General features: G+C 63.9%; 14 protein-coding genes and 2 pseudogenes. All 16 read right to left on the reverse strand.

Annotation, left to right across the window (positions count from 1 at the left end):
* Positions 1–72 precede the first annotated feature (72 nt).
* The 16 genes and pseudogenes from ACTGJ9_RS30900 to ACTGJ9_RS30975 all read right to left on the reverse strand — a co-directional run bounded on the left by ACTGJ9_RS30900 (position 73) and on the right by ACTGJ9_RS30975 (position 17,911).
* Entirely contained in the window at positions 73–1,008 is a 936-nt protein-coding gene (locus ACTGJ9_RS30900; protein ID WP_456674130.1) for a carbohydrate kinase family protein, read from the reverse strand.
* A 17-nt stretch (positions 1,009–1,025) separates the two neighbouring features.
* Entirely contained in the window at positions 1,026–2,672 is a 1,647-nt protein-coding gene (locus ACTGJ9_RS30905; RefSeq protein ID WP_456674131.1) for an FGGY-family carbohydrate kinase, read from the reverse strand.
* Positions 2,673–2,710: 38 nt separating this feature from the next.
* Positions 2,711–3,484, reverse strand: coding sequence for an SDR family NAD(P)-dependent oxidoreductase (locus ACTGJ9_RS30910; protein ID WP_456674132.1), 774 nt, complete (start codon positions 3,482–3,484; stop codon positions 2,711–2,713).
* A 20-nt stretch (positions 3,485–3,504) separates the two neighbouring features.
* Positions 3,505–4,512, reverse strand: a complete 1,008-nt coding sequence (locus ACTGJ9_RS30915; protein ID WP_456674133.1) for an ABC transporter ATP-binding protein — start codon at positions 4,510–4,512, stop codon at positions 3,505–3,507.
* 15 nt (positions 4,513–4,527) lie between these two features.
* Positions 4,528–5,358 (reverse strand): carbohydrate ABC transporter permease, encoded by an 831-nt coding sequence (locus ACTGJ9_RS30920; protein WP_456674134.1) that lies wholly within the window; start codon positions 5,356–5,358, stop codon positions 4,528–4,530.
* A gap of 4 nt (positions 5,359–5,362) precedes the next feature.
* Positions 5,363–6,235, reverse strand: coding sequence for a carbohydrate ABC transporter permease (locus tag ACTGJ9_RS30925; protein ID WP_456674135.1), 873 nt, complete (start codon positions 6,233–6,235; stop codon positions 5,363–5,365).
* An 88-nt stretch (positions 6,236–6,323) separates the two neighbouring features.
* Positions 6,324–7,633, reverse strand: a pseudogene (locus tag ACTGJ9_RS30930) (ABC transporter substrate-binding protein).
* A gap of 266 nt (positions 7,634–7,899) precedes the next feature.
* Positions 7,900–8,850: a sugar-binding transcriptional regulator gene (locus ACTGJ9_RS30935; RefSeq protein ID WP_456674136.1), complete on the reverse strand. Its 951-nt coding sequence runs from the start codon at positions 8,848–8,850 to the stop codon at positions 7,900–7,902.
* 6 nt (positions 8,851–8,856) lie between these two features.
* A complete protein-coding gene (locus tag ACTGJ9_RS30940; protein WP_456674137.1) occupies positions 8,857–9,519 on the reverse strand; it encodes an HAD family hydrolase in 663 nt (220 codons plus the stop codon).
* 39 nt (positions 9,520–9,558) lie between these two features.
* Positions 9,559–10,824, reverse strand: a complete 1,266-nt coding sequence (locus ACTGJ9_RS30945; protein ID WP_456674138.1) for a sensor histidine kinase — start codon at positions 10,822–10,824, stop codon at positions 9,559–9,561.
* Positions 10,825–11,050: 226 nt separating this feature from the next.
* The gene (gene mmsB, locus ACTGJ9_RS30950; RefSeq protein WP_456674139.1) at positions 11,051–12,241 is read right to left on the reverse strand and encodes a multiple monosaccharide ABC transporter permease; all 1,191 of its coding nucleotides are present in this window, start codon (positions 12,239–12,241) and stop codon (positions 11,051–11,053) included.
* On the reverse strand, positions 12,238–13,815 hold the full coding sequence (gene mmsA / locus ACTGJ9_RS30955; RefSeq protein ID WP_456674140.1) for a multiple monosaccharide ABC transporter ATP-binding protein: 1,578 nt from the start codon (positions 13,813–13,815) through the stop codon (positions 12,238–12,240). Before mmsA ends, mmsB begins: the two co-directional genes overlap by 4 nt.
* Positions 13,816–13,878: 63 nt before the next feature.
* A complete protein-coding gene (gene chvE / locus ACTGJ9_RS30960; RefSeq protein ID WP_456674141.1) occupies positions 13,879–14,952 on the reverse strand; it encodes a multiple monosaccharide ABC transporter substrate-binding protein in 1,074 nt (357 codons plus the stop codon).
* A gap of 74 nt (positions 14,953–15,026) precedes the next feature.
* Positions 15,027–15,906 (reverse strand): annotated as a pseudogene (locus ACTGJ9_RS30965) (SMP-30/gluconolactonase/LRE family protein).
* On the reverse strand, positions 15,906–16,982 hold the full coding sequence (locus tag ACTGJ9_RS30970; protein ID WP_456674142.1) for an aldose epimerase family protein: 1,077 nt from the start codon (positions 16,980–16,982) through the stop codon (positions 15,906–15,908). Before ACTGJ9_RS30970 ends, ACTGJ9_RS30965 begins: the two are co-directional and overlap by 1 nt.
* A gap of 2 nt (positions 16,983–16,984) precedes the next feature.
* On the reverse strand, positions 16,985–17,911 hold the full coding sequence (locus ACTGJ9_RS30975) for a Gfo/Idh/MocA family protein (protein ID WP_456674143.1): 927 nt from the start codon (positions 17,909–17,911) through the stop codon (positions 16,985–16,987).
* Positions 17,912–17,913: the final 2 nt, after the last annotated feature.

A 17,913-nucleotide genomic window follows, 5' to 3' on the forward strand; every position in this document is an offset into this window, starting at 1 on the left:
GTGCGGACTCGCCCTGTCTATTTCGGCTGGCGCATGGCCGCAGTCCGCCCGGACATCGCGGCCCTCGCCTGCCTACCAGCTCCAGCTGACCTCGTGGCTCCAGGGCGGATCGGCACCCGGACGGGTGCAGGTCAGGCCGGCGCAGTTGGCGGCAAAGGACAGCGCGCGGCGGAGCTCGTTTCCGCCGATGTCCTTCAATTGCGGCCGGGCGAGGCGCCCCTGCTTGTGCAGGGCGAACAACAAAGCGGCCTGAAAGCTATCGCCGGCGCCGATGGTGTCGGCGACCTCGACCTTCGGCGCCTCGACCTCGATCTGCCCTGCCTTCGCATGCCAGCCGATGGCGCCATGATTGCCACGGGTGATGACAACGAGACTTGTGCCCTGCTTCAGCAGCGCACTCGCGCGCTGCTGATAAGGCTCCTCGCCGAAGAGATAGGTGAAGTCGACGTCCGACATCTTAATAAGATCGGCGCTCGCGGCGAACTCAACCATGCGCGCAAGATAGGCCGGCTTGTGGTTGACCAGATTGGGCCTGCAGTTCGGATCGAAGGAGATCGTTGATGCGGCCCGCGCATCTGCGAGCAGGGCCTTGGTCTCGGCAGCGCCCCGGTCGTTGACCAGCGTGGTCGAGCCGACATGGACGGCTTCGACCGCATCGAACGGGATGGCGCCGCGCCGAAACGTCCAGTTCCGCGTCGCGGTGTCGGCGTCGTAGAAAGCGTAGTGCGACTCGCCGGCGACGATGCGGACGAAGGCAAGCGTGGTCTGGTGATCGCTGCGGGTAGTGAGACCAAGCTCGACATTCGAGGCGGCGGCGTGGTCGGCGATCATGCGCCCGAACAGATCGGTCGAGACGCCGCCAACAAAACCGGTCGGTGCGCCGAGCCGCGCGATGCCGATCGCGACGTTGAGACAGGAGCCGCCGACCGCCGGCATCACCGCTTCGCGGCCGTCGGCGTTTTTCGTCGGCACGAAATCGATCAGCGCATCGCCGCAGGAAATCAGCATGTCTCTTAACCTGTCCATCAACCTTTGGCGATGTCGCGCATCGCTGCGCGGCTGCCGCGATCGACCTCGCGCAGCAGCTTGTAAACCTCGCGCTTCCTGGTGTGAAACGCCGCCATGTCGGGCGCGGTCGGCTCGCTCTTGCGTCCGAGCGCCGACATTTTGGCCATGGTCTCGCCGATCGAGGCATAGGCGCCGCCGGCGACCGCACCCAGCATTGCGGCCCCCAGCAGCACCGGCTCGCTGGTTTGCGGCAGCGCGACCGTAAGGCCGGTGGTATCGGCCATGATCTGGCGCACCAGCGGACTGCGGCTGGCGCCGCCGCCCATGATCATGATGCCGGCATGCACGCCATGCGCGGCAAAGGCCTCGATCACTTCGGCGAGCCCGTAGGCCAGCCCGCAGAGACCTGCAATGAACAACCGCTCCATCGAGCTGACGTCGGTGTCGAGATCGAGGCCCGCGATCACCGCGCGCGTATCCGGATCGGCGTAAGGCGAGCGGTTGCCGATGAATTCGGGAAGCACATGAACGTCGCGGGCGAGCCGCGCGGCGCGGCTGGCATCGCCGGCGCGCGCGATGATGCGGCGCTCGAGGAATTCGATGAGGTCGATGCCCTCGCCGCGCGCCGCCGCGCTCGCTTCCGCGTGGCCGGGATGCGATTTGAGGAGATGGTCGATCGCCGCGCCTGCGGCCGACTGGCCGCCTTCATTGAGCCAGAAGTCCGGCACCATGCCGGAATAATAGGGACCCCAGACGCCGGGCACGAAGCACGGCTCCTTCGTCGTCGCCATGATGCAGGCCGACGTACCCATGATGTAGGCCAGGCGATCGCTGACATCCGTCGTTCCGCCCGATCCGTCACGGCCGCCGATCGCGCCGATGCCGCCGGCATGTGCGTCAATCAAAGAGGCGCCGACCGGCGTACCCGCGGACAGGCCGAGATCGGCGGCGGCGGCGCGGGTGAGACCGGCGCCGAGCCTTGTGCCGGGGGCGACGATCTCGGTGCCGATGCGGGCGTATTTTTCGCTGACGAAGTCAGACAGGCCAATGCGCTGAAAGAAGCGCGCGCTCCAGCCGCCGCCATCATGCGCGAGGTAGTTCCATTTGCAGGTGACGGTGCAGGTCGAGCGCTGCAGCGAACCGGTCGCGCGCCACGTCAGATAGTCCGCCAGATCGAAGAAATGCCCGGCGGCGTCAAAACTCGCACGCAGATGCCGCTTCAGCCACAACAGTTTTGGCATCTCCATCTCGGGCGAGATCGAGCCGCCGACATAGCGCAGCACCGCATCCCCGGTCTCGTTGATCAGCCGCGCCTCGGCAATGGCACGGTGATCCATCCAGACGATGACGTTGCGTTGCTTGTCGCCGGACGCGCTCACCGTGACCGGCTCGCCCTGCGGGTCGAGCACCACCAGGGAACAGGTCGCGTCGAAACCGATGCCGCCGACGCTGTCGGGCGCGATCGCCGCTTCCGCCATCGCCGCCCGCACCGATTTGACGCAGGCCTCCCAGATGTCCTGCGACGACTGCTCGACAATGTCGCCGGCCTCGTGCCAGATTCGGATCGGATGCCTGGCGGTCGCCAGCAACGTGCCGGCCTCGTCAAACACCCCCGCCCGCGTGCTCGTGGTCCCCACGTCGACGCCGATATACGCTCGCGGCATAGTCTCTCCTGGAAGCTCTCGTCAGTTTTGACGCAAGCCTACCAGCAAGTGTAGCCGCCATCCACCAGCACGATGCTGCCGGTCATGAGGCTCGCAGCCTCAGATGCCAGGAACAGGACCACGGAGGCGATCTCCTCGACCTGCCCCATACGCCCCATCGGGGTTCCACCGATCCAAGCGTCGTACATTTTGGGGGTACTCTTCACGAAAGCATTGAGCGGCGTGTCGATATAGGTTGGCGCCACGGCATTGACGCGGATGCCGCGCGCGCCCCATTCGGCGGCCAGCGACTTGGTCAGATGGTGCACGCCGGCCTTGGAGGCGTTGTAGAAGCACTGCTCCTGCGGCTTGTTGACGATAAAACCGGACATCGAGCCGACATTGACGATGGCGCCACTCTTGGCCTTGAGCATGTGCTTGCCGAACTCGCGGCAGCACCAGAAGGTGCCGTTGAGATTGACGTCGATGACATTGAGCCAGTGCTCGTCGGTGACGGTCTCGGCCGGCGTTTCGCTGCGCGCAATCCCGGCATTGTTGACGAGGATGTCGACCTTGCCGTGCCGACCGACGAGATCATTGGCGACCTCCGCCACGCGCCTGGTGTCGGTGACGTCCATGATCGCGGTCTCGACGTCAAAACCCTTCGCCTTCAGGCTGGCCTTGGCGTCACCGGCGACCTTGCTGTCGCGGTCGCCGATGATGACCTTGGCGCCCGCCTCGGCCAGCGCCTCCGCGCAGGCGAGCCCAATGCCCTGCCCGCCGCCGGTGATGAACGCGGTCTTGCCGCTCAGCTTGAATTTTTCCAGATACATGGTCGTATTCCCGTTTCTTGTTAGTTCCGAAGCGCGTTGCCGCTTGCGTCGAAGCGGTGAATGCGCGCGGGGTCCGGCACCAGCGACACATGGTCGCCGGCATGCAGGCTCAGTTCGCCGATGTAGCGTGCCGTCAGCATGCCGAGCGGCCCGGCGTCGACATAGAGAAACGTGTCGCTGCCGAGATGTTCGGCGACCGCGATCGTGCCGGGCCAGCCACCGGCACCGTCGCGCTCGATCTTGATGTGCTCCGGCCGGACGCCGATGGTCGCCGCGCCCTTTTGCGCCGCGTCCTCTCCGCTGACGAAGTTCATCTTCGGCGAGCCGATGAAGCCGGCGACGAAGAGATTCGCAGGCCGCTCATAGAGCTCCAGCGGCGAGCCGTATTGCTCGATCTTTCCGCCGTTCAATACGACGATCTTGTCGGCCATGGTCATGGCCTCGACCTGATCATGGGTGACGTAAATCGCGGTGGTGCCGAGCTGCTTCTGCAGCCGCGTCACCTCGATGCGCATCTGCACGCGCAACGCCGCATCGAGGTTCGACAACGGCTCGTCGAACAGGAACGCCTTGGGCTCGCGCACGATAGCGCGGCCGATCGCGACGCGCTGGCGCTGGCCGCCAGAGAGCTCGCGTGGCTTGCGGTCGAGGTAAGGCGTCAGGTTCAGCGTCGCCGCAGCGGCTTCCACCTTGCGGTTGGTTTCGTCTTTGGAGAGGCCCGCCATCTTCAGGCCGAAGCCGATATTGCCGCGCACGCTCATATGCGGATAGAGCGCATACGACTGGAACACCATCGACAGACCGCGCTTGGCGGGCGGCGTGTCGACCACGTTCTTGCCGTCGATCAGGATGCTGCCGCCGGTGACGTCCTCCAGCCCGGCAATCAATCGCAGCAGCGTGGTCTTGCCACAGCCGGAGGGACCAACGAACACCACAAAGGAGCCATCGGCGATCTCGAGGTCGGCGCCCTTGATGATGTGCACGGGGCCGAAGGATTTTTGCACGCCTTGAAGTGTGATCTGACCCATGATCCGGCAGCCCCTTTACTTCACCGCGCCGAAGGTGAGCCCGCGCACGAGCTGCTTCTGGCTGAACCAACCGAGGACGAGAATGGGCGCGATCGCCAGCGTCGAGGCCGCCGACAGTTTTGCCCAGAACAGTCCTTCCGGACTGGAATAGGACGCGATGAACGTGGTGAGCGGCGCGGCGTTCGATGTCGACAAATTGAGCGTCCAGAACGCCTCGTTCCACGCCAAAATCAGATTGAGCAGCATGGTCGAAGCCAGCCCCGGGATCGCCATCGGCGTCAGGACATAGACGAGCTCGCGACCGATGGTGGCACCGTCCATGCGCGCGGCTTCGAGGATGTCGCGCGGAATCTCCTTGAAATAGGTGAAGAGCATCCAGATCACGATCGGCAAATTTCCGAGGCAGAGGATGAAGACAAGACCGATGCGGGAATCGAGCAGACCAAAACTCTTGTAGATCAGGTAGATCGGCACCAGCACGCCGACCGGCGGCATCATCTTGGTCGAGAGCATCCAGAGCAGGATGTCCTTGGTACGCTTGGTCGGCGAGAACGCCATCGACCATGCTGCAGGGATCGCGATCAGCAGCGCAATCAGCGTCGAACCGCCGGCGATGATGATCGAGTTCATGGCATGGAGCAGATAGTCGCTGCGCTCCTGCACGGTCGCATAGTTTTCGGTGGTCCAGTGGAAGAACAGGAAGGACGGCGGAATGGCAAAGGCCTCGAGCTCAGTCTTGAAGCTCGTCAGCACCATCCACAGGATCGGGAAGAAGATAAGGAAGCCGAAGAACCAGGCCCCGATCGTCGAAACCACCACCCTCTGCGTCGTTGACTTGCGCGCCATGATTTCAGGCTTCCAGGTTGCGTCCAACGATGCGGACGAGGAAGAAGGCGACGACATTGGCGATGACGACGGCCACGAGGCCGCCCGCCGAAGCGCTGCCGACGTCGAACTGGATCAGCGCCTGCGAGTAGATCAGGAAGGCGATATTGGTGGTCTGCAGGCCCGGTCCGCCACCGGTAGTGACGAAGATCTCAGCGAACACGGTCAGCAGGAAAATGGTCTCGATCAGGATCACCACCGTGATCGGCCGTGCCAGATGCGGCAGCGTGATGTAGATGAAGGTCGAGACGGCGCTCGCGCCATCCATCTCGGCCGCCTCCTTCTGCTCCTCGTCGAGCGATTGCAGCGCGGTGAGCAGGATCAGCGTCGCGAACGGCAGCCATTGCCAGGCCACGATCAGGATCACGGCAAGCAGCGGCGCGTCGGTGAACCAGTCGATCGGCGTCGCCCCGACCAATCTTGCGAGCCAGGCGAACAGGCCAGATACCGGATGCATCAGCAAGTTTTTCCAGACCAGCGCGCTCACCGTCGGCATCACGAAGAATGGCGCAATCACCATCAGCCGCACGATATTGCGGCCGATCACCGGCTGATCCATCAGCAGGGCCAACGGAATCCCGAGCAGGATCGTCAGCGCCAGCACCGAACCGACCAGCACCAGCGTGTTCTGCAGCGAGGCGAGGAAAGCGGGATCAGTGAGAAAGTAGCGGAAGTTCTCAAGACCAACGAATGATTCCGAACCGGGATCAAGCAGGCTGTAATGCAGCGTCGAGAAATAGAGCGTCAGCGCGAGCGGGACGATCATCCAGATGAACAGGAGCCCGACGGCTGGGGTCAGGAGCGACCGCGCAAGGAGTTGCGTTTGCCGGGTTGCCATCTTTGGCGTCTCCGCTTGGGGAAGAAGGCGGCCATCCGTCAGCGAAAGGAGGGATGGCCGCAAGTGTGAGCTCAGGGAGAGCTCGGGTCTATTTGATATAGCCGGCGCGCTTCATCTCACGCTCGGTGGCGGATTGCGCTGCGGTCAGCGCCGCATCGACCGTCATCGAGCCTGCAAGTGCCGCGGAGAATTGCTGCCCCACCTGCGTGCCGATGCCCTGGAATTCGGGGATCGCGGCATATTGCACGCCGACATAAGGCACGGGCTTCACGGTCGGCTTGTTCGGATCAGCCGCATCGATCGAGGCCAACGTCAGCTTGGCGAACGGCGCGACCTTCAGATACTCTTCGTTCTTGTAGAGCGAGGTGCGCGTGCCGGGCGGCACGTTGGCCCAACCCCTCCTCGAGGCGACCAGCTTGGTGTAATCCTTGCTCGTCGCCCAAGCGATGAACTTCTCGGCCGCTTCCGCCTTCTTCGAGCCGGCGGGGATTGCGAGGCTCCAGGCCCACAGCCAGTTCGCGTTCTTGCCGAGCCCGGTATTGGGCGCGAGAGCAAAGCCGACCTTGTCGGCGACCTTGATTCCTTCGGGTTGGTGACGAACGATGCCGCCACAGTCGCGTCGATCCACATGCCGCACTTGCCGGCATTGAACAGCGCCAGATTCTCGTTGAAGCCGTTCGAGCTCGCACCGGGAGGTCCGGCGTCCTTCATCAGATTGACGTAGGTCGTGAGCGTCGTCTTCCATTCCGGCGTGTTGAATTGCGGCTCCCACTTCTCGTCGAACCAGCGCGCGCCGTAGGAATTGGCCATCGCCGTGAGGAACGCCATGTTCTCGCCCCAGCCGGCCTTGCCGCGCAGGCAGATGCCGTAGACGCCACCATTCTTGTCCGTGAGCTTTTTGGCGGCGTCGACCACGAAATCCCAGGTCGGCTTTTCCGACATCTTCAGGCCGGCTTTGTCGAACAGGTCGGTGCGATACATGATCATCGAGCTCTCGCCGTAGAACGGCGCGGCATAGAGCTTGCCGTCGACGGAGACTGCGTCCTTGATCTTCGGCAGGAGGTCGGCGACGTCGTAATCGGCGCCGAGATTGGCGAGCGGCACCAGCCAGCCCTTCTTGGCCCAGATCGGCACCTCGTAAGTGCCGATGGTCAGCACGTCGAACTGGCCGCCTTTGGTGGCGATGTCGGTGGTGACGCGCTGGCGCAGCACGTTTTCCTCGAGCGTCACCCACTTCACCGAAATGTCGGGGTTCGCCTTGGTGAATTCGCTGGTCAGGCCCTGCATGCGGATCATGTCGCCATTGTTGACGGTGGCGATCGTCAGGGTCGTTTCGGCCATCGCGGGGACGGCAAGCAGTACGGACGCGCCGCAGACGGCGCCCAAAAATTGTTTCACGGTGACCTCCCTAGCCCGCGCTTTTGAGCATATGCCCACGCGTTGGGCGTATGTTCGGACGGGGTACGGCGCTTGTCAAGCAGGCGCGCAACCGTTCCCGCAACTTATGAGTGCTGCGGTGCGGCAACCTTTCCGTCATGCCCCGCGAACGCAGGGCATCAAGTAATCCGTGCAGTCAGTTGGTTTGCCCCAAGCTGGGCCACGGCGTACTGGATCATCCGCTTTCGCGGATGATGACAACGGCTGAAGCGGCGAGACAGCCCGCCCTATCGCTCGAGGATCGCCCTTGCGGTGGCCTCGTCGGTGATCAGGCCGTTGATCAGACCCCCGTTCAGCGCAGCCGCGATCGCCGGCACCTTGGCCGCGCCAACTGCGGCGCCGATGGTCGTGGTCTTCGCCGGGACCTCCGGCGGAATGCTGGTGAGGCGCTTGTTGGTGCCGGCTTTGAGCAGGCGCCCCTTGGAATCATAGGCCCAGCCCGTGATCTCGCCGATGGCGCCCTGCCGCATCATCTCGAACAATTCATCTCGCGTGACGAAGCCGTCGACATGGACCTGCGCCTTCTGGTCCATCTGACCAATTCCGACGAGGCGTAAATCCGCCTTGGCGGCGACCGCCTTGACCTTCGCGATCGGCTCGATGCGGACCATCTTGTTGCGTTCGTCCTCCGACGACATCAAGAACGGCAGCGGCATCGGGTAGTGCCGCGCGCCGGTGCGGTCGGCGAGCCGGCCGACGGTGTCGTAGAAGCTCGCTGAGCCGTCGGCGGAGATGTTGCCGACCAGCGAGACGATCTGGTGGTTGGGCCGGCCGATCGGCGTGACGCGCTCGACGGCGGCGCGCACCGCCCGGCCCGTGCCGAGCGCGACGATGACAGGTGTCTCCGAACGCAGCGTCGCGTCGAGCAGATTGGCGCAGCGCTCGGCGATGCCGGCGGTGGCCTGCGGCGCCGCAGGATCGGCCGGCACTACGTCGCAATGGCCGAGGTCAAACCGCTGCTTCAGCTGCGCGGCCAATTCCATGCAGGCAGCGATCGGATGTTCGAGCCGGAACGTGATCAGCCGCTCGGCGAGGCACAGCGAGACCAGCCGCTGCGCCGAGGCGCGCGACACCTGGAGCATCTTTGCGATCTCGTCCTGGGTGTGGCCGGCAATGAAATAGAGCCAGCCGGCACGCGCGGCGTCGTCGAGCCTGGATTTTTCGTTCTCGACGGCCATGCGGCCTCACGCCTCCCAGAATTCGCTCATGCGCGCGAAGACCCGATCGGGTCCGGCGGCGGACAATATAGCGCGGCCGTCGCGGGCGCGATAATGGCCACCGCCGACAAATCCCCAGACCATCATGCCTGCCGCCTTGGCAGCCTGCACGCCGCTGACGCTGTCCTCGATCACCAACGTGCGCGCGGGATCGGCTTGCATCTTCCCGGCAGCGTGAAGAAACAGATCCGGCGCCGGCTTGCCGTGCCTGACCATCTGCGCGGTGTAGAGCCGGTCGCCGAAATGCGGCGCGAGGCCGGTGACATCAAGCGACAACGAGACGCGGTCGAGGTCGCTCGACGACGCCACACAGCGCGGCGTCTCCAATTCGGACAGAACCGCGCCGATGCCGGGGATCGGCTGGAGCGCCCCCGCAAAGGTCTCAAGCACGCGCGCCTTCAGGCCCGGAAAAAAATCGTCAGGCAAGGTGTGTCCGAGGTCGCGATAGTGCTGCTCGATGGCCTTGGTGCTGCGCCCGAGGAAGAGTTCGAGCGCCTGCTCCACACTGAGCTTAAGGCCGAACTCCGCCAGAACCTCGGAGAGGCAGCGGCAGCTCAACAACTCGCTGTCGACGAGCACGCCGTCGCAATCAAAGATGATCAGATCGGGTTTCGGTCGGCTCCGGTCCATCCGGGCATTCGATCATATACCCAATTGATGAGCAATAGCTCAGGCGTCGTCGCGTCGCCCCGGAGCAATCCTGGGCAGAACAAGCCGAAGGACGGTGCCCGCGCCCGGCTTGCTTTCGAGCTGGAGCTGTCCGCCCAATCGATCCACGACGATGCTGTGGACGATGTGCAGACCGAGACCGCTCGCACCATCGTGCCGGCGCGTCGTAAAGAAAGGATCAAAGGCCCGCCGCTCCACATCTGGCGGCATGCCGCAGCCGTCGTCGGCAAACGAAAGCGAGACATGCCCTTTGCCAGCCGCGGCGAGCGAAACATTGATAGTCCCGCGAATCGTCCCTCGTCCGTCGCCTGGGAACGCGTGTGTCATCGCGTTGACCGCGAGATTGGTCAGGACCTGCCCAAATGGCCCGGGGTAGCTGTCCATCGCGAGACCCGGCTCGCAGCGGAAGCTGAGCGCGATATCACGCTGCCGCAATTGCCGCTCGAATTGGGAGAGAACCTGGCCCGTCAGTTCGCCCGCATCAAAACTTCGCCGATCGGACTCGGTCTGATCGGCCGCCACCTGCTTGAACGATTGAACACGCTCGGCCGCTCGGTCGAGATTTGTGACCAATTGTGCCGAGGCTTCGCTGACCAGCTTCAGGAACCTGATCAAGGTCGAACGCTTGAGATCACCCCGCGCGACTTCCGCCGCGAACAACTCGGCCCTCCGCTGAAGTGTCGAGGCAACCGTCAGGCTGCTACCAAGCGGCGTGTTGATCTCATGGGCAACGCCGGCGACCATTCGGCCGAGTGCGGCGAGCTTCTCCGCCTCGATCAGCGAGGCCTGGATGTCGCGCAAATGGCGAAGCGCCGTCTCCGCGGCATCCCTGGCGGTGCGGATTTCCCGCTCGGCGCGCTTGCGTTCAGTGATCTCCTCCGCAGCGACATTGACCGCAATGATCTCACCTCCCTGCGTTCGCAGCGGATGCCAATAAGTGACCCAGGAGCGCTCCTCGACCTGATCCGCGCGCTGTCCCGCGACCTCAACACCGATGACGGGTTCCCCGGTTTTGACGATCGACCGCACGATCTGCTCAACGGAATCGGCGAGAGCAGGCACACAGTCCCTGACGGAATGCCCGAGATGGCCTTCAACCGATATGCCGCAGATCTCGGTAAGGCGCTGGTTGATCAGGAGATAGCGGCAGTCGCGCGACAGGCAGGCAAGCCCGATCTGGGCAGTGTCGTAGATCAGTTGCAACGCGGGCGTCGTCGAGACCAGCATCAGCTCCGATGCCGGCAGCGATAGCGGTGTACTCGTCACGCAAGTTCTCCGTGTACGCTACGTCAGGCGCATGAAACTAGCACGGAGTTGGCTATCGGTTGAGCTAAATCAACGATGCACGCGGGCTCGGCCCGGGAGATTCCGAGGACTCAATGAGCCGGTGGGTGGGCAAAGCGAAGCGTGCCCACCCTTCTGCCAGATGTCATGGAAACACCGTGGCAGGCGCGCTGCGCCTTTTTGCCACCCTACGGCCCTGCCGATGTGGCTATCGCCGCTGATTATATACGTCGATGCAGACCGCACCGAGCAGCACCAGACCCTTGATCACCTGCTGGTAATCGATGCCGATGCCGAGGATGGACATGCCGTTGTTCATCACACCCATGATCATGGCGCCGACCACGGCGCCGCCGACGCGCCCGACCCCGCCATAGGCCGAGGCGCCGCCGATGAAGCAGGCGGCGATGACGTCGAGCTCGAACCCGAGGCCCGCTTTCGGGGTCGCGGTGTTGAGGCGCGCGGCAAAAACCAGGCCCGCAAGCGCGGCCAGCGCACCCATGTTGACGAAGGTGAAGAAGGTCAGCCGCTCGGTCTTGATGCCCGACAGGCCCGCCGCCTTGGCGTTGCCGCCGACGGCATAGATCTGCCGGCCGATCACGGTGCGGCGGGTGACGAAGCCATAGAGCGCGATCAGGGCGCTCATGATCACCAGCACGTTGGGCAGGCCGCGATAGGTCGCGATCAAATAGGTGAAGTACAGTACCGCACAGGCGAGCACGACGCTCTTGCCGAGGAAGAATGCGTAGGGCTCGACCTCGATGCCGTGCGACACTTCACGCGTGCGGCTCTTGGCGCTGGCATAGACCAGCCCCAGCGCCAGCACCGCGCCGATCAGCATGGAGGTCGGATGCAGCGTGCCGGTCTCGGGCAGCAGCTCCGGAATGAAACCCGATGACAATTTCTGGAAGGTCGACGGGAACGGCCCCAGCGACTGGCCCTGCAAAACGGCAAGCGCCAAGCCCTTGAACACCAGCATGCCGGCCAGGGTCACGATGAAGGACGGGATCTTGAAATAGGCGACCCAGTAGCCCTGCGCGGCGCCGATGGCTGCGCCGACTGCGAGGCAAATGATAAAGGCGAGCGTGTAGTCGACCTTGTAGGTCACCATGAGGAGAGCGGCGACCGCACCGACGAAACCCGCCACCGAACCGACCGACAGATCGATATGGCCGGTGACGATCACCAGCAGCATACCTAGTGCCATGATGACGATGTAGCTGTTCTGCAGCACCAGATTGGTCAGGTTGAGCGGCTGCAGCAGCGTGCCACCGGTCATGACCTGGAAGAACAGCATGATCGCGAGCAGCGACATCAGCATGCCGTAGTTGCGCAGATTGTTCTTGATGAAGCTGCCGTGCCGGCGCTCCTCAGGCAGCGAAACCGTCTTGTCGGTCATGGCTGCGATCCTCCCATCTCCGCGGCCTCGACCGCGCCGTTTCCATTGCTTCGGTCGTTGCGCATGATGGCGCGCATGATCTTTTCCTGTGTCGCCTCAGCGCCCGGGAACTCGCCGACGAAGGCGCCGTCGTTCATGACGCAGATGCGGTCGCAGATGCCGAGCAGCTCGGGCATCTCCGAGGAGATCACCACGACGCCGCGGCCGGCTTCCGCAAGCTCGTTGATGATACAGTAAATCTCGTATTTGGCACCGACGTCGATGCCCCTGGTCGGCTCGTCCAGGATCAGGACCTTGGGGTCGGTCATCAGCCATTTCGACAGCACGACCTTCTGCTGGTTCCCGCCGGAGAGCTGGCCGGTTTCCTGGTAGACGTCGGAACAGCGGATCCGCATGCGATTGCGGTAGTCGCTGGCCACCTTCAGCTCGGCGATGTCATCGATCACCCGCCCCGGCGCGACCTGCTTGAGGCTTGCCAGCGTGATGTTCTTGCGGACGTCGTCGGCCAGGATCAGGCCAAGCTGCTTGCGGTCCTCGGTGACATAGGCAAGGCCGGCGTCGATCGCGGCGGCAACGCTCGTCAGCGCGATCTCATGGCCTTCGAGGGCGATGCGGCCGCTGATATTGGTACCCCAGGACCGGCCGAACAGGCTCATGGCGAATTCGGTGCGGCCGGCGCCCATCAGCCCGGCGATGCCAACGACCTCGCCGCGCCTGACGCCGAAATTGACGTTCTTGATGACCTGCCGATCGGAATGAATGGGGTGATAGACCGACCAGTTCGAAACCTCGAGCACGGGCTCGCCGATCTTCGCGCTGCGCTCGGGGAAGCGATGGGCGAGATCGCGGTTGACCATGCTGCGGATGATCCGGTCTTCCTGGATCGGTTCGGCGCGACAGTCGATGCCGTCGACGGTGCGGCCATCGCGCAGCACGGTAATGTGGTCGGCGACGCGGGCGACCTCGTTAAGCTTGTGCGAGATCAGGATCGAGCCGATGCCCTGCTCGCGGAATTTCATCAGGCGTTCCAGCAAGGCCGCGCTATCGGCCTCGTTCAGGCTTGCGGTCGGCTCGTCGAGGATCAGCATCCTGACACGCTTGGACAGCGCCTTGGCGATCTCGACGAGCTGCTGCTTGCCGACGCCGAGATCGGTGATCAGCGTATCCGGCGATTCCTTCAGCCCGACCTGCGCAAGCAGCTCGCGCGTGCGCCGGTACACCTCGTCGCGATCGATCACGCCGAGCCTTGAGGGCGGATGCGACAGGAAGATGTTTTCCGCGATCGACATCAGCGGGATCAGCGCCAGTTCCTGGTGGATGATGATGATACCGAGCGCTTCGGAATCGTTGATGTCGCGGAAGCGGCGCTCTTCGCCTTCGAAGACGATCGTGCCTTCGTAGCTGCCAGCCGGGTAGACGCCGCTCAATACCTTCATCAGCGTCGATTTGCCGGCGCCGTTCTCGCCGACCAGGGCGTGGATCTGGCCGGCCTCGACCGAGAAGTTGACGTCGCGCAGCGCCTGCACACCGGCAAAGCTCTTGCTGACGTTGCGCATCTCCAGCATGGCGGTCATGATTTTCGTCCTCGATCGCTGCTAGTTCCCTCTCCCCGCAAGCGGGGAGAGGGAATGGGCCTCTTACTGGAACTGCGACTTCTTGTAGTAGCCGCTGTCGACCAGGGTCTTCTCCCAATTGTCCTTGTACACCACGACCGGCTTCAGGAGATAGGACGGTATGGTCTTGACGCCGTTCTCATAGGTTTTGGTGTCGTTGACCGTCACCTGCTTGCCGGCCAGCGCGGCATCGACCATGTCGGCGGTCACCTTGGCGAGATCGCGGGTGTCCTTGAAGATGGTCGAGTACTGGTCGCCGCGCAGCATGGCCTTGATCGAAGGCACCTCGGCGTCCTGGCCCGAGATGATCGGCATCGGCTGATCGGCGCTGCCGTAGCCGACGCCCTTCAGCGACGAGATGATGCCGATCGAGAGGCCGTCATAAGGTGACAGCACCGCGTTGACCTTCTTGTTGCCGTAGTAGGCACTCAGCAGATTGTCCATGCGGGCTTGGGCGGTAGCGCCGTCCCAGCGCAAGGTCGCGACCTTGTCCATGCCCATCTGACCGGAGGCGACCACGAGCTTGCCGCTATCGATATAGGGCTTCAGCACACTCATCGCGCCGTTATAGAAGAAGTAGGCGTTGTTGTCGTCGGGCGAGCCGCCGAACAGCTCGATGTTGAACGGGCCCTTGCCTTCCTTGAGGCCAAGCCCCTTCTCGATCGATTGCGCCTGGAGCACGCCAACCTGGAAATTGTCGAAGGTCGCATAATAGTCGACATTCGGCGTGCCGCGGATCAGGCGGTCATAGGCAATCACGGTGATGCCCTTGGCCTTGGCCTGCTTGAGCACGTCAGACAGCGTGGTGCCGTCGATCGCGGCGATCACCAGCGCTTTCGCGCCCTTGGTCACCATGTTCTCGATCTGCGAGAGCTGGTTCGGGATGTCGTCCTCGGCATATTGCAGGTCGGTGTTGTAGCCGCGCTCCTTCAGCACCTTGACCATGTTGTTGCCGTCATCGATCCAGCGTGCCGAGGATTTCGTCGGCATCGCGATGCCCACGGTCGCCTTCTCCTGTGCGGAGGCGGTTACGCCTGCGGCCAACGTTGCGGCGCCGGCCAGCGCTAACGCGAGAAATGTCGTCTTCAATTTCAACATGCTTCACTCCCTTTGGGTATCAGACTGATTTTTAGTGTCGTCGAGAACAGAGGTAAGGGTCGGCTTCGGATCTCCTATGCGAGCTTGACATCGGGCTCCGCGCGACCGCGCGCGGAGGCTTGTAGCAGAAAAGTGCAGCCGGCCTGCGGATCGGCGGCGCGCGCCTCGGCATCCATATCCTGCCAGGCCGAGGTGACGAGCAGGCGCGACAGATCGGCGCCGACGAAGGCGGGACAGCTCGCCTGCCTGGCCGGCACGCGCAGCGAGCGCTGGCGCTCGCCTTGCGGCGAGTAGACGTCGACGCGGCTCGCCGCCCCAGCAGGCGTTCCAGATTTGCCCGTCGGCGTCGCACACCGAGCCATCGAGGCCGCCGATGCCGGCGTGGCGCAGCAGCACCTCCGGTTCGCCGCGCGGCAGGCCAGTGGCGGGATTGAGCGGCACCGCGTAGAGCACGGCGCGCGCGGTGTCGCTGAAATAGCCGGTGGTGCCGTCCGGCGAAAAACAGATCGAGTTCGGAATGCTAATGCCGGGAAACAGCGTCGAGATCTTGCCGCGGTGGAGCGCGTAGATCGCGCCCAGCTCCCGCTCGGCCTTGCGCCCCATGGTGCCGATCCAGAATGTGCCTGATTGATGCACGCGGCAATCATTGGAGCGCGTCGCGGGATTGTCCGCTTCGAGGGAGCAGAACAGCGTCATCGCGCCGTCGGCCACGCTGCGGATGTAACAACCATCTTCCGCGACGACCAGCTGGTGTCCGGCATCGATCCGCCCAAGCGCGCTTGCCATCCGGCCAAGCGCATGGATGCGGACCCTGCCGCTGCCAAGATGCGCCTCGAACAGGCGCCCCTCGCGAATATCAAACCACCACGCTGTATCGGTGGTGACATCATAGCTCGGGCCTTCGCCGAGGTGACAGTGTTCGGCAGAGAGAACGGAGGTCGGCACTTCTTCCATCATGGCGCCCTCGCGGCAAAGCGATAGACGGTGTGATGCCGATAGACGCCACCGGGATCGAGGCGCGGGCTCGGGAAATCAGGCCGGTTGGGTGAATTGGGCCACATATGGGGCTCCAGGCACAACGCGTCCGATTGCCGGATCAGCTTGCCGCCCTTGCCCGAGATCGTGCCGTCGAGATAATTGCCGGAATAGACCTGCAGGCCGGGCTGATCGGTCAACAGCTCCATGATGCGACCCGAGCGTGGCGCCTCCAACCGGGCCGCGAGCGCGAGCTTGCCGTCGCGCGCTAGGCAGTAGGTATGGTCGTAGCCCTTGCCGTTGCGCAATTGCTGATCGCCCTCGCGAATGCGCGCACCGACGGCGCGGGCTTCACGGAAATCGAACGGCGTGCCGGCCACGGGGCGCGGCGGCTCCGGCAGCGGAATCGCGGTGGGATCGATCGCCAGGAAGTGCTCGGCATTCACCGTCAGCCTGTGATCGAGGGTCGGCGTGCCTGAGGTCGCGCCTTCCAGATTGAAGAAGCTGTGATTGGTCAGGTTGACGATGGTCGGACGATCGGTCCGTGCCTCCATCACCAACGACAGCTCGGCCGGCCCGGTGACGCGATAGGTCAGGCGCACATCGAGCTTGCCGGGATAATTCTCCTCGCCATGCGGGCTGGTGTAGGTCAGCGTGACCGCAGGACTGGCGCCATCGTCGAGCTCGGCAATCTCCCAGAGCTTGCGGTCGAAGCCGTCGAGGCCGCCATGCAGGGCATTCGGGCCGTTGTTGATTGGAAGCTGGAAGGTCTCGCCATCGAGCGAGAACTGCCCGTTGGCGATGCGATTGGCGTAGCGGCCGACGGTCGCGCCGAAAAACTTCCGTTCGGCGAGATAACCGGCAAAGGCATCGTGGCCGAGCACGACATCGTCGTAACCGCCCTTCGCGTCCGGCGCGATCAGCGCCTGGATCACAGCGCCGTGAGTAATGATGCGAGCCTCAAACCCGCGCTCCCCGCGCAGCACGATCCGCTCGACCTTGCGTCCGTCAGGCAGCGTTCCAAAAACGTCTTTTGTTGTTTTTGAGCCAACCATGTCTAGTCCACGAACGGTTCGACGATGTTGCGCTTGCCGAGCAGGAAAGCGTCGGCAACGAGACGAAGCGGTGCCAGATCGACGTCGCTCGCGCCGGTCGCGGCGAGCTTGACGAAGCGCCGATACAACTCGCGATATTCCTCATCGGGAGCGTCGGCAACAACCTTGTCGTCGATCGCCATGATCCTGCCGCCGCGGGACAAGGTCATCCGGCCCTCGTCGGTGTCGACCAGGATATCCCAGCTCTGCGGCCCGCTCTGGCGGAAGTCGAACTCGGCCGTGATCGGCATGCCGCCGATATCGGTCAGCGTCAAATTGGCGGCAATCGGCGACTGGCAATTGGCCGGAAAGGCGAGCTCGGCCGCGGTAACGAACACCGGCCTCGGCAGGATGCGGGTCAGGATCGACAGCGCGTTGATGCCGGGATCGAACACGCCGAGCCCGCCCGGCTCCCAAATCCAGGCCTGGCCGGGATGCCAGACGCGGACGTCTTCCTTCCAATTGATGTGCACCGATTTGATCCGGCGCGCAGCCAGCCATTCGCGGGCCGGCTCGACCGCGGGTGCATGGCGCGAATGCCAGGTCGCAAACAGGGTGCGCTTTGCGTCCCTCGCCATCGCGATCAACGGATCGAGCTCGGCAACACCGATGCCAGGCGGCTTCTCCAGCATGACATGCTTGCCGGCGGCGAGCGCCGCGACGGCCTGGCCATGACGCACCTGCGGCGGCGTGCAGAGCGACACCGCGTCGATCTGCGGCCCCTTTTCCAGCAGCTCCTCGACGGTCCCGAAATGTGGCAGGCCCGGCAGTGACGCGTTGCGGCTGGCAATTGCGGCGAGCATCGCGCCCGGCACTGCGGCAATCGCGCCGACATGCTGGTCGCGCGCAATCTTGCCGAAGCCGACGATGGCGATGCGAAGTTCAGTCACGC

Source organism: Bradyrhizobium sp. RDM12 (assembly GCF_051917485.1).
Lineage (GTDB): Bacteria > Pseudomonadota > Alphaproteobacteria > Rhizobiales > Xanthobacteraceae > Bradyrhizobium.

Coding starts and splice junctions, on each gene's coding strand:
- ACTGJ9_RS30915 (WP_456674133.1), bottom strand. CDS start 4,512: ATGGGTCAGATCACACTTCAAGGCGTGCAAAAATCCTTCGGCCCCGTG.
- ACTGJ9_RS30925 (WP_456674135.1), bottom strand. CDS start 6,235: ATGGCAACCCGGCAAACGCAACTCCTTGCGCGGTCGCTCCTGACCCCA.
- mmsB (WP_456674139.1), bottom strand. CDS start 12,241: ATGACCGACAAGACGGTTTCGCTGCCTGAGGAGCGCCGGCACGGCAGC.
- ACTGJ9_RS30900 (WP_456674130.1), bottom strand. CDS start 1,008: ATGCTGATTTCCTGCGGCGATGCGCTGATCGATTTCGTGCCGACGAAA.
- ACTGJ9_RS30970 (WP_456674142.1), bottom strand. CDS start 16,982: ATGGTTGGCTCAAAAACAACAAAAGACGTTTTTGGAACGCTGCCTGAC.
- chvE (WP_456674141.1), bottom strand. CDS start 14,952: ATGTTGAAATTGAAGACGACATTTCTCGCGTTAGCGCTGGCCGGCGCC.
- mmsA (WP_456674140.1), bottom strand. CDS start 13,815: ATGACCGCCATGCTGGAGATGCGCAACGTCAGCAAGAGCTTTGCCGGT.
- ACTGJ9_RS30935 (WP_456674136.1), bottom strand. CDS start 8,850: ATGGCCGTCGAGAACGAAAAATCCAGGCTCGACGACGCCGCGCGTGCC.
- ACTGJ9_RS30940 (WP_456674137.1), bottom strand. CDS start 9,519: ATGGACCGGAGCCGACCGAAACCCGATCTGATCATCTTTGATTGCGAC.
- ACTGJ9_RS30920 (WP_456674134.1), bottom strand. CDS start 5,358: ATGGCGCGCAAGTCAACGACGCAGAGGGTGGTGGTTTCGACGATCGGG.
- ACTGJ9_RS30910 (WP_456674132.1), bottom strand. CDS start 3,484: ATGTATCTGGAAAAATTCAAGCTGAGCGGCAAGACCGCGTTCATCACC.
- ACTGJ9_RS30905 (WP_456674131.1), bottom strand. CDS start 2,672: ATGCCGCGAGCGTATATCGGCGTCGACGTGGGGACCACGAGCACGCGG.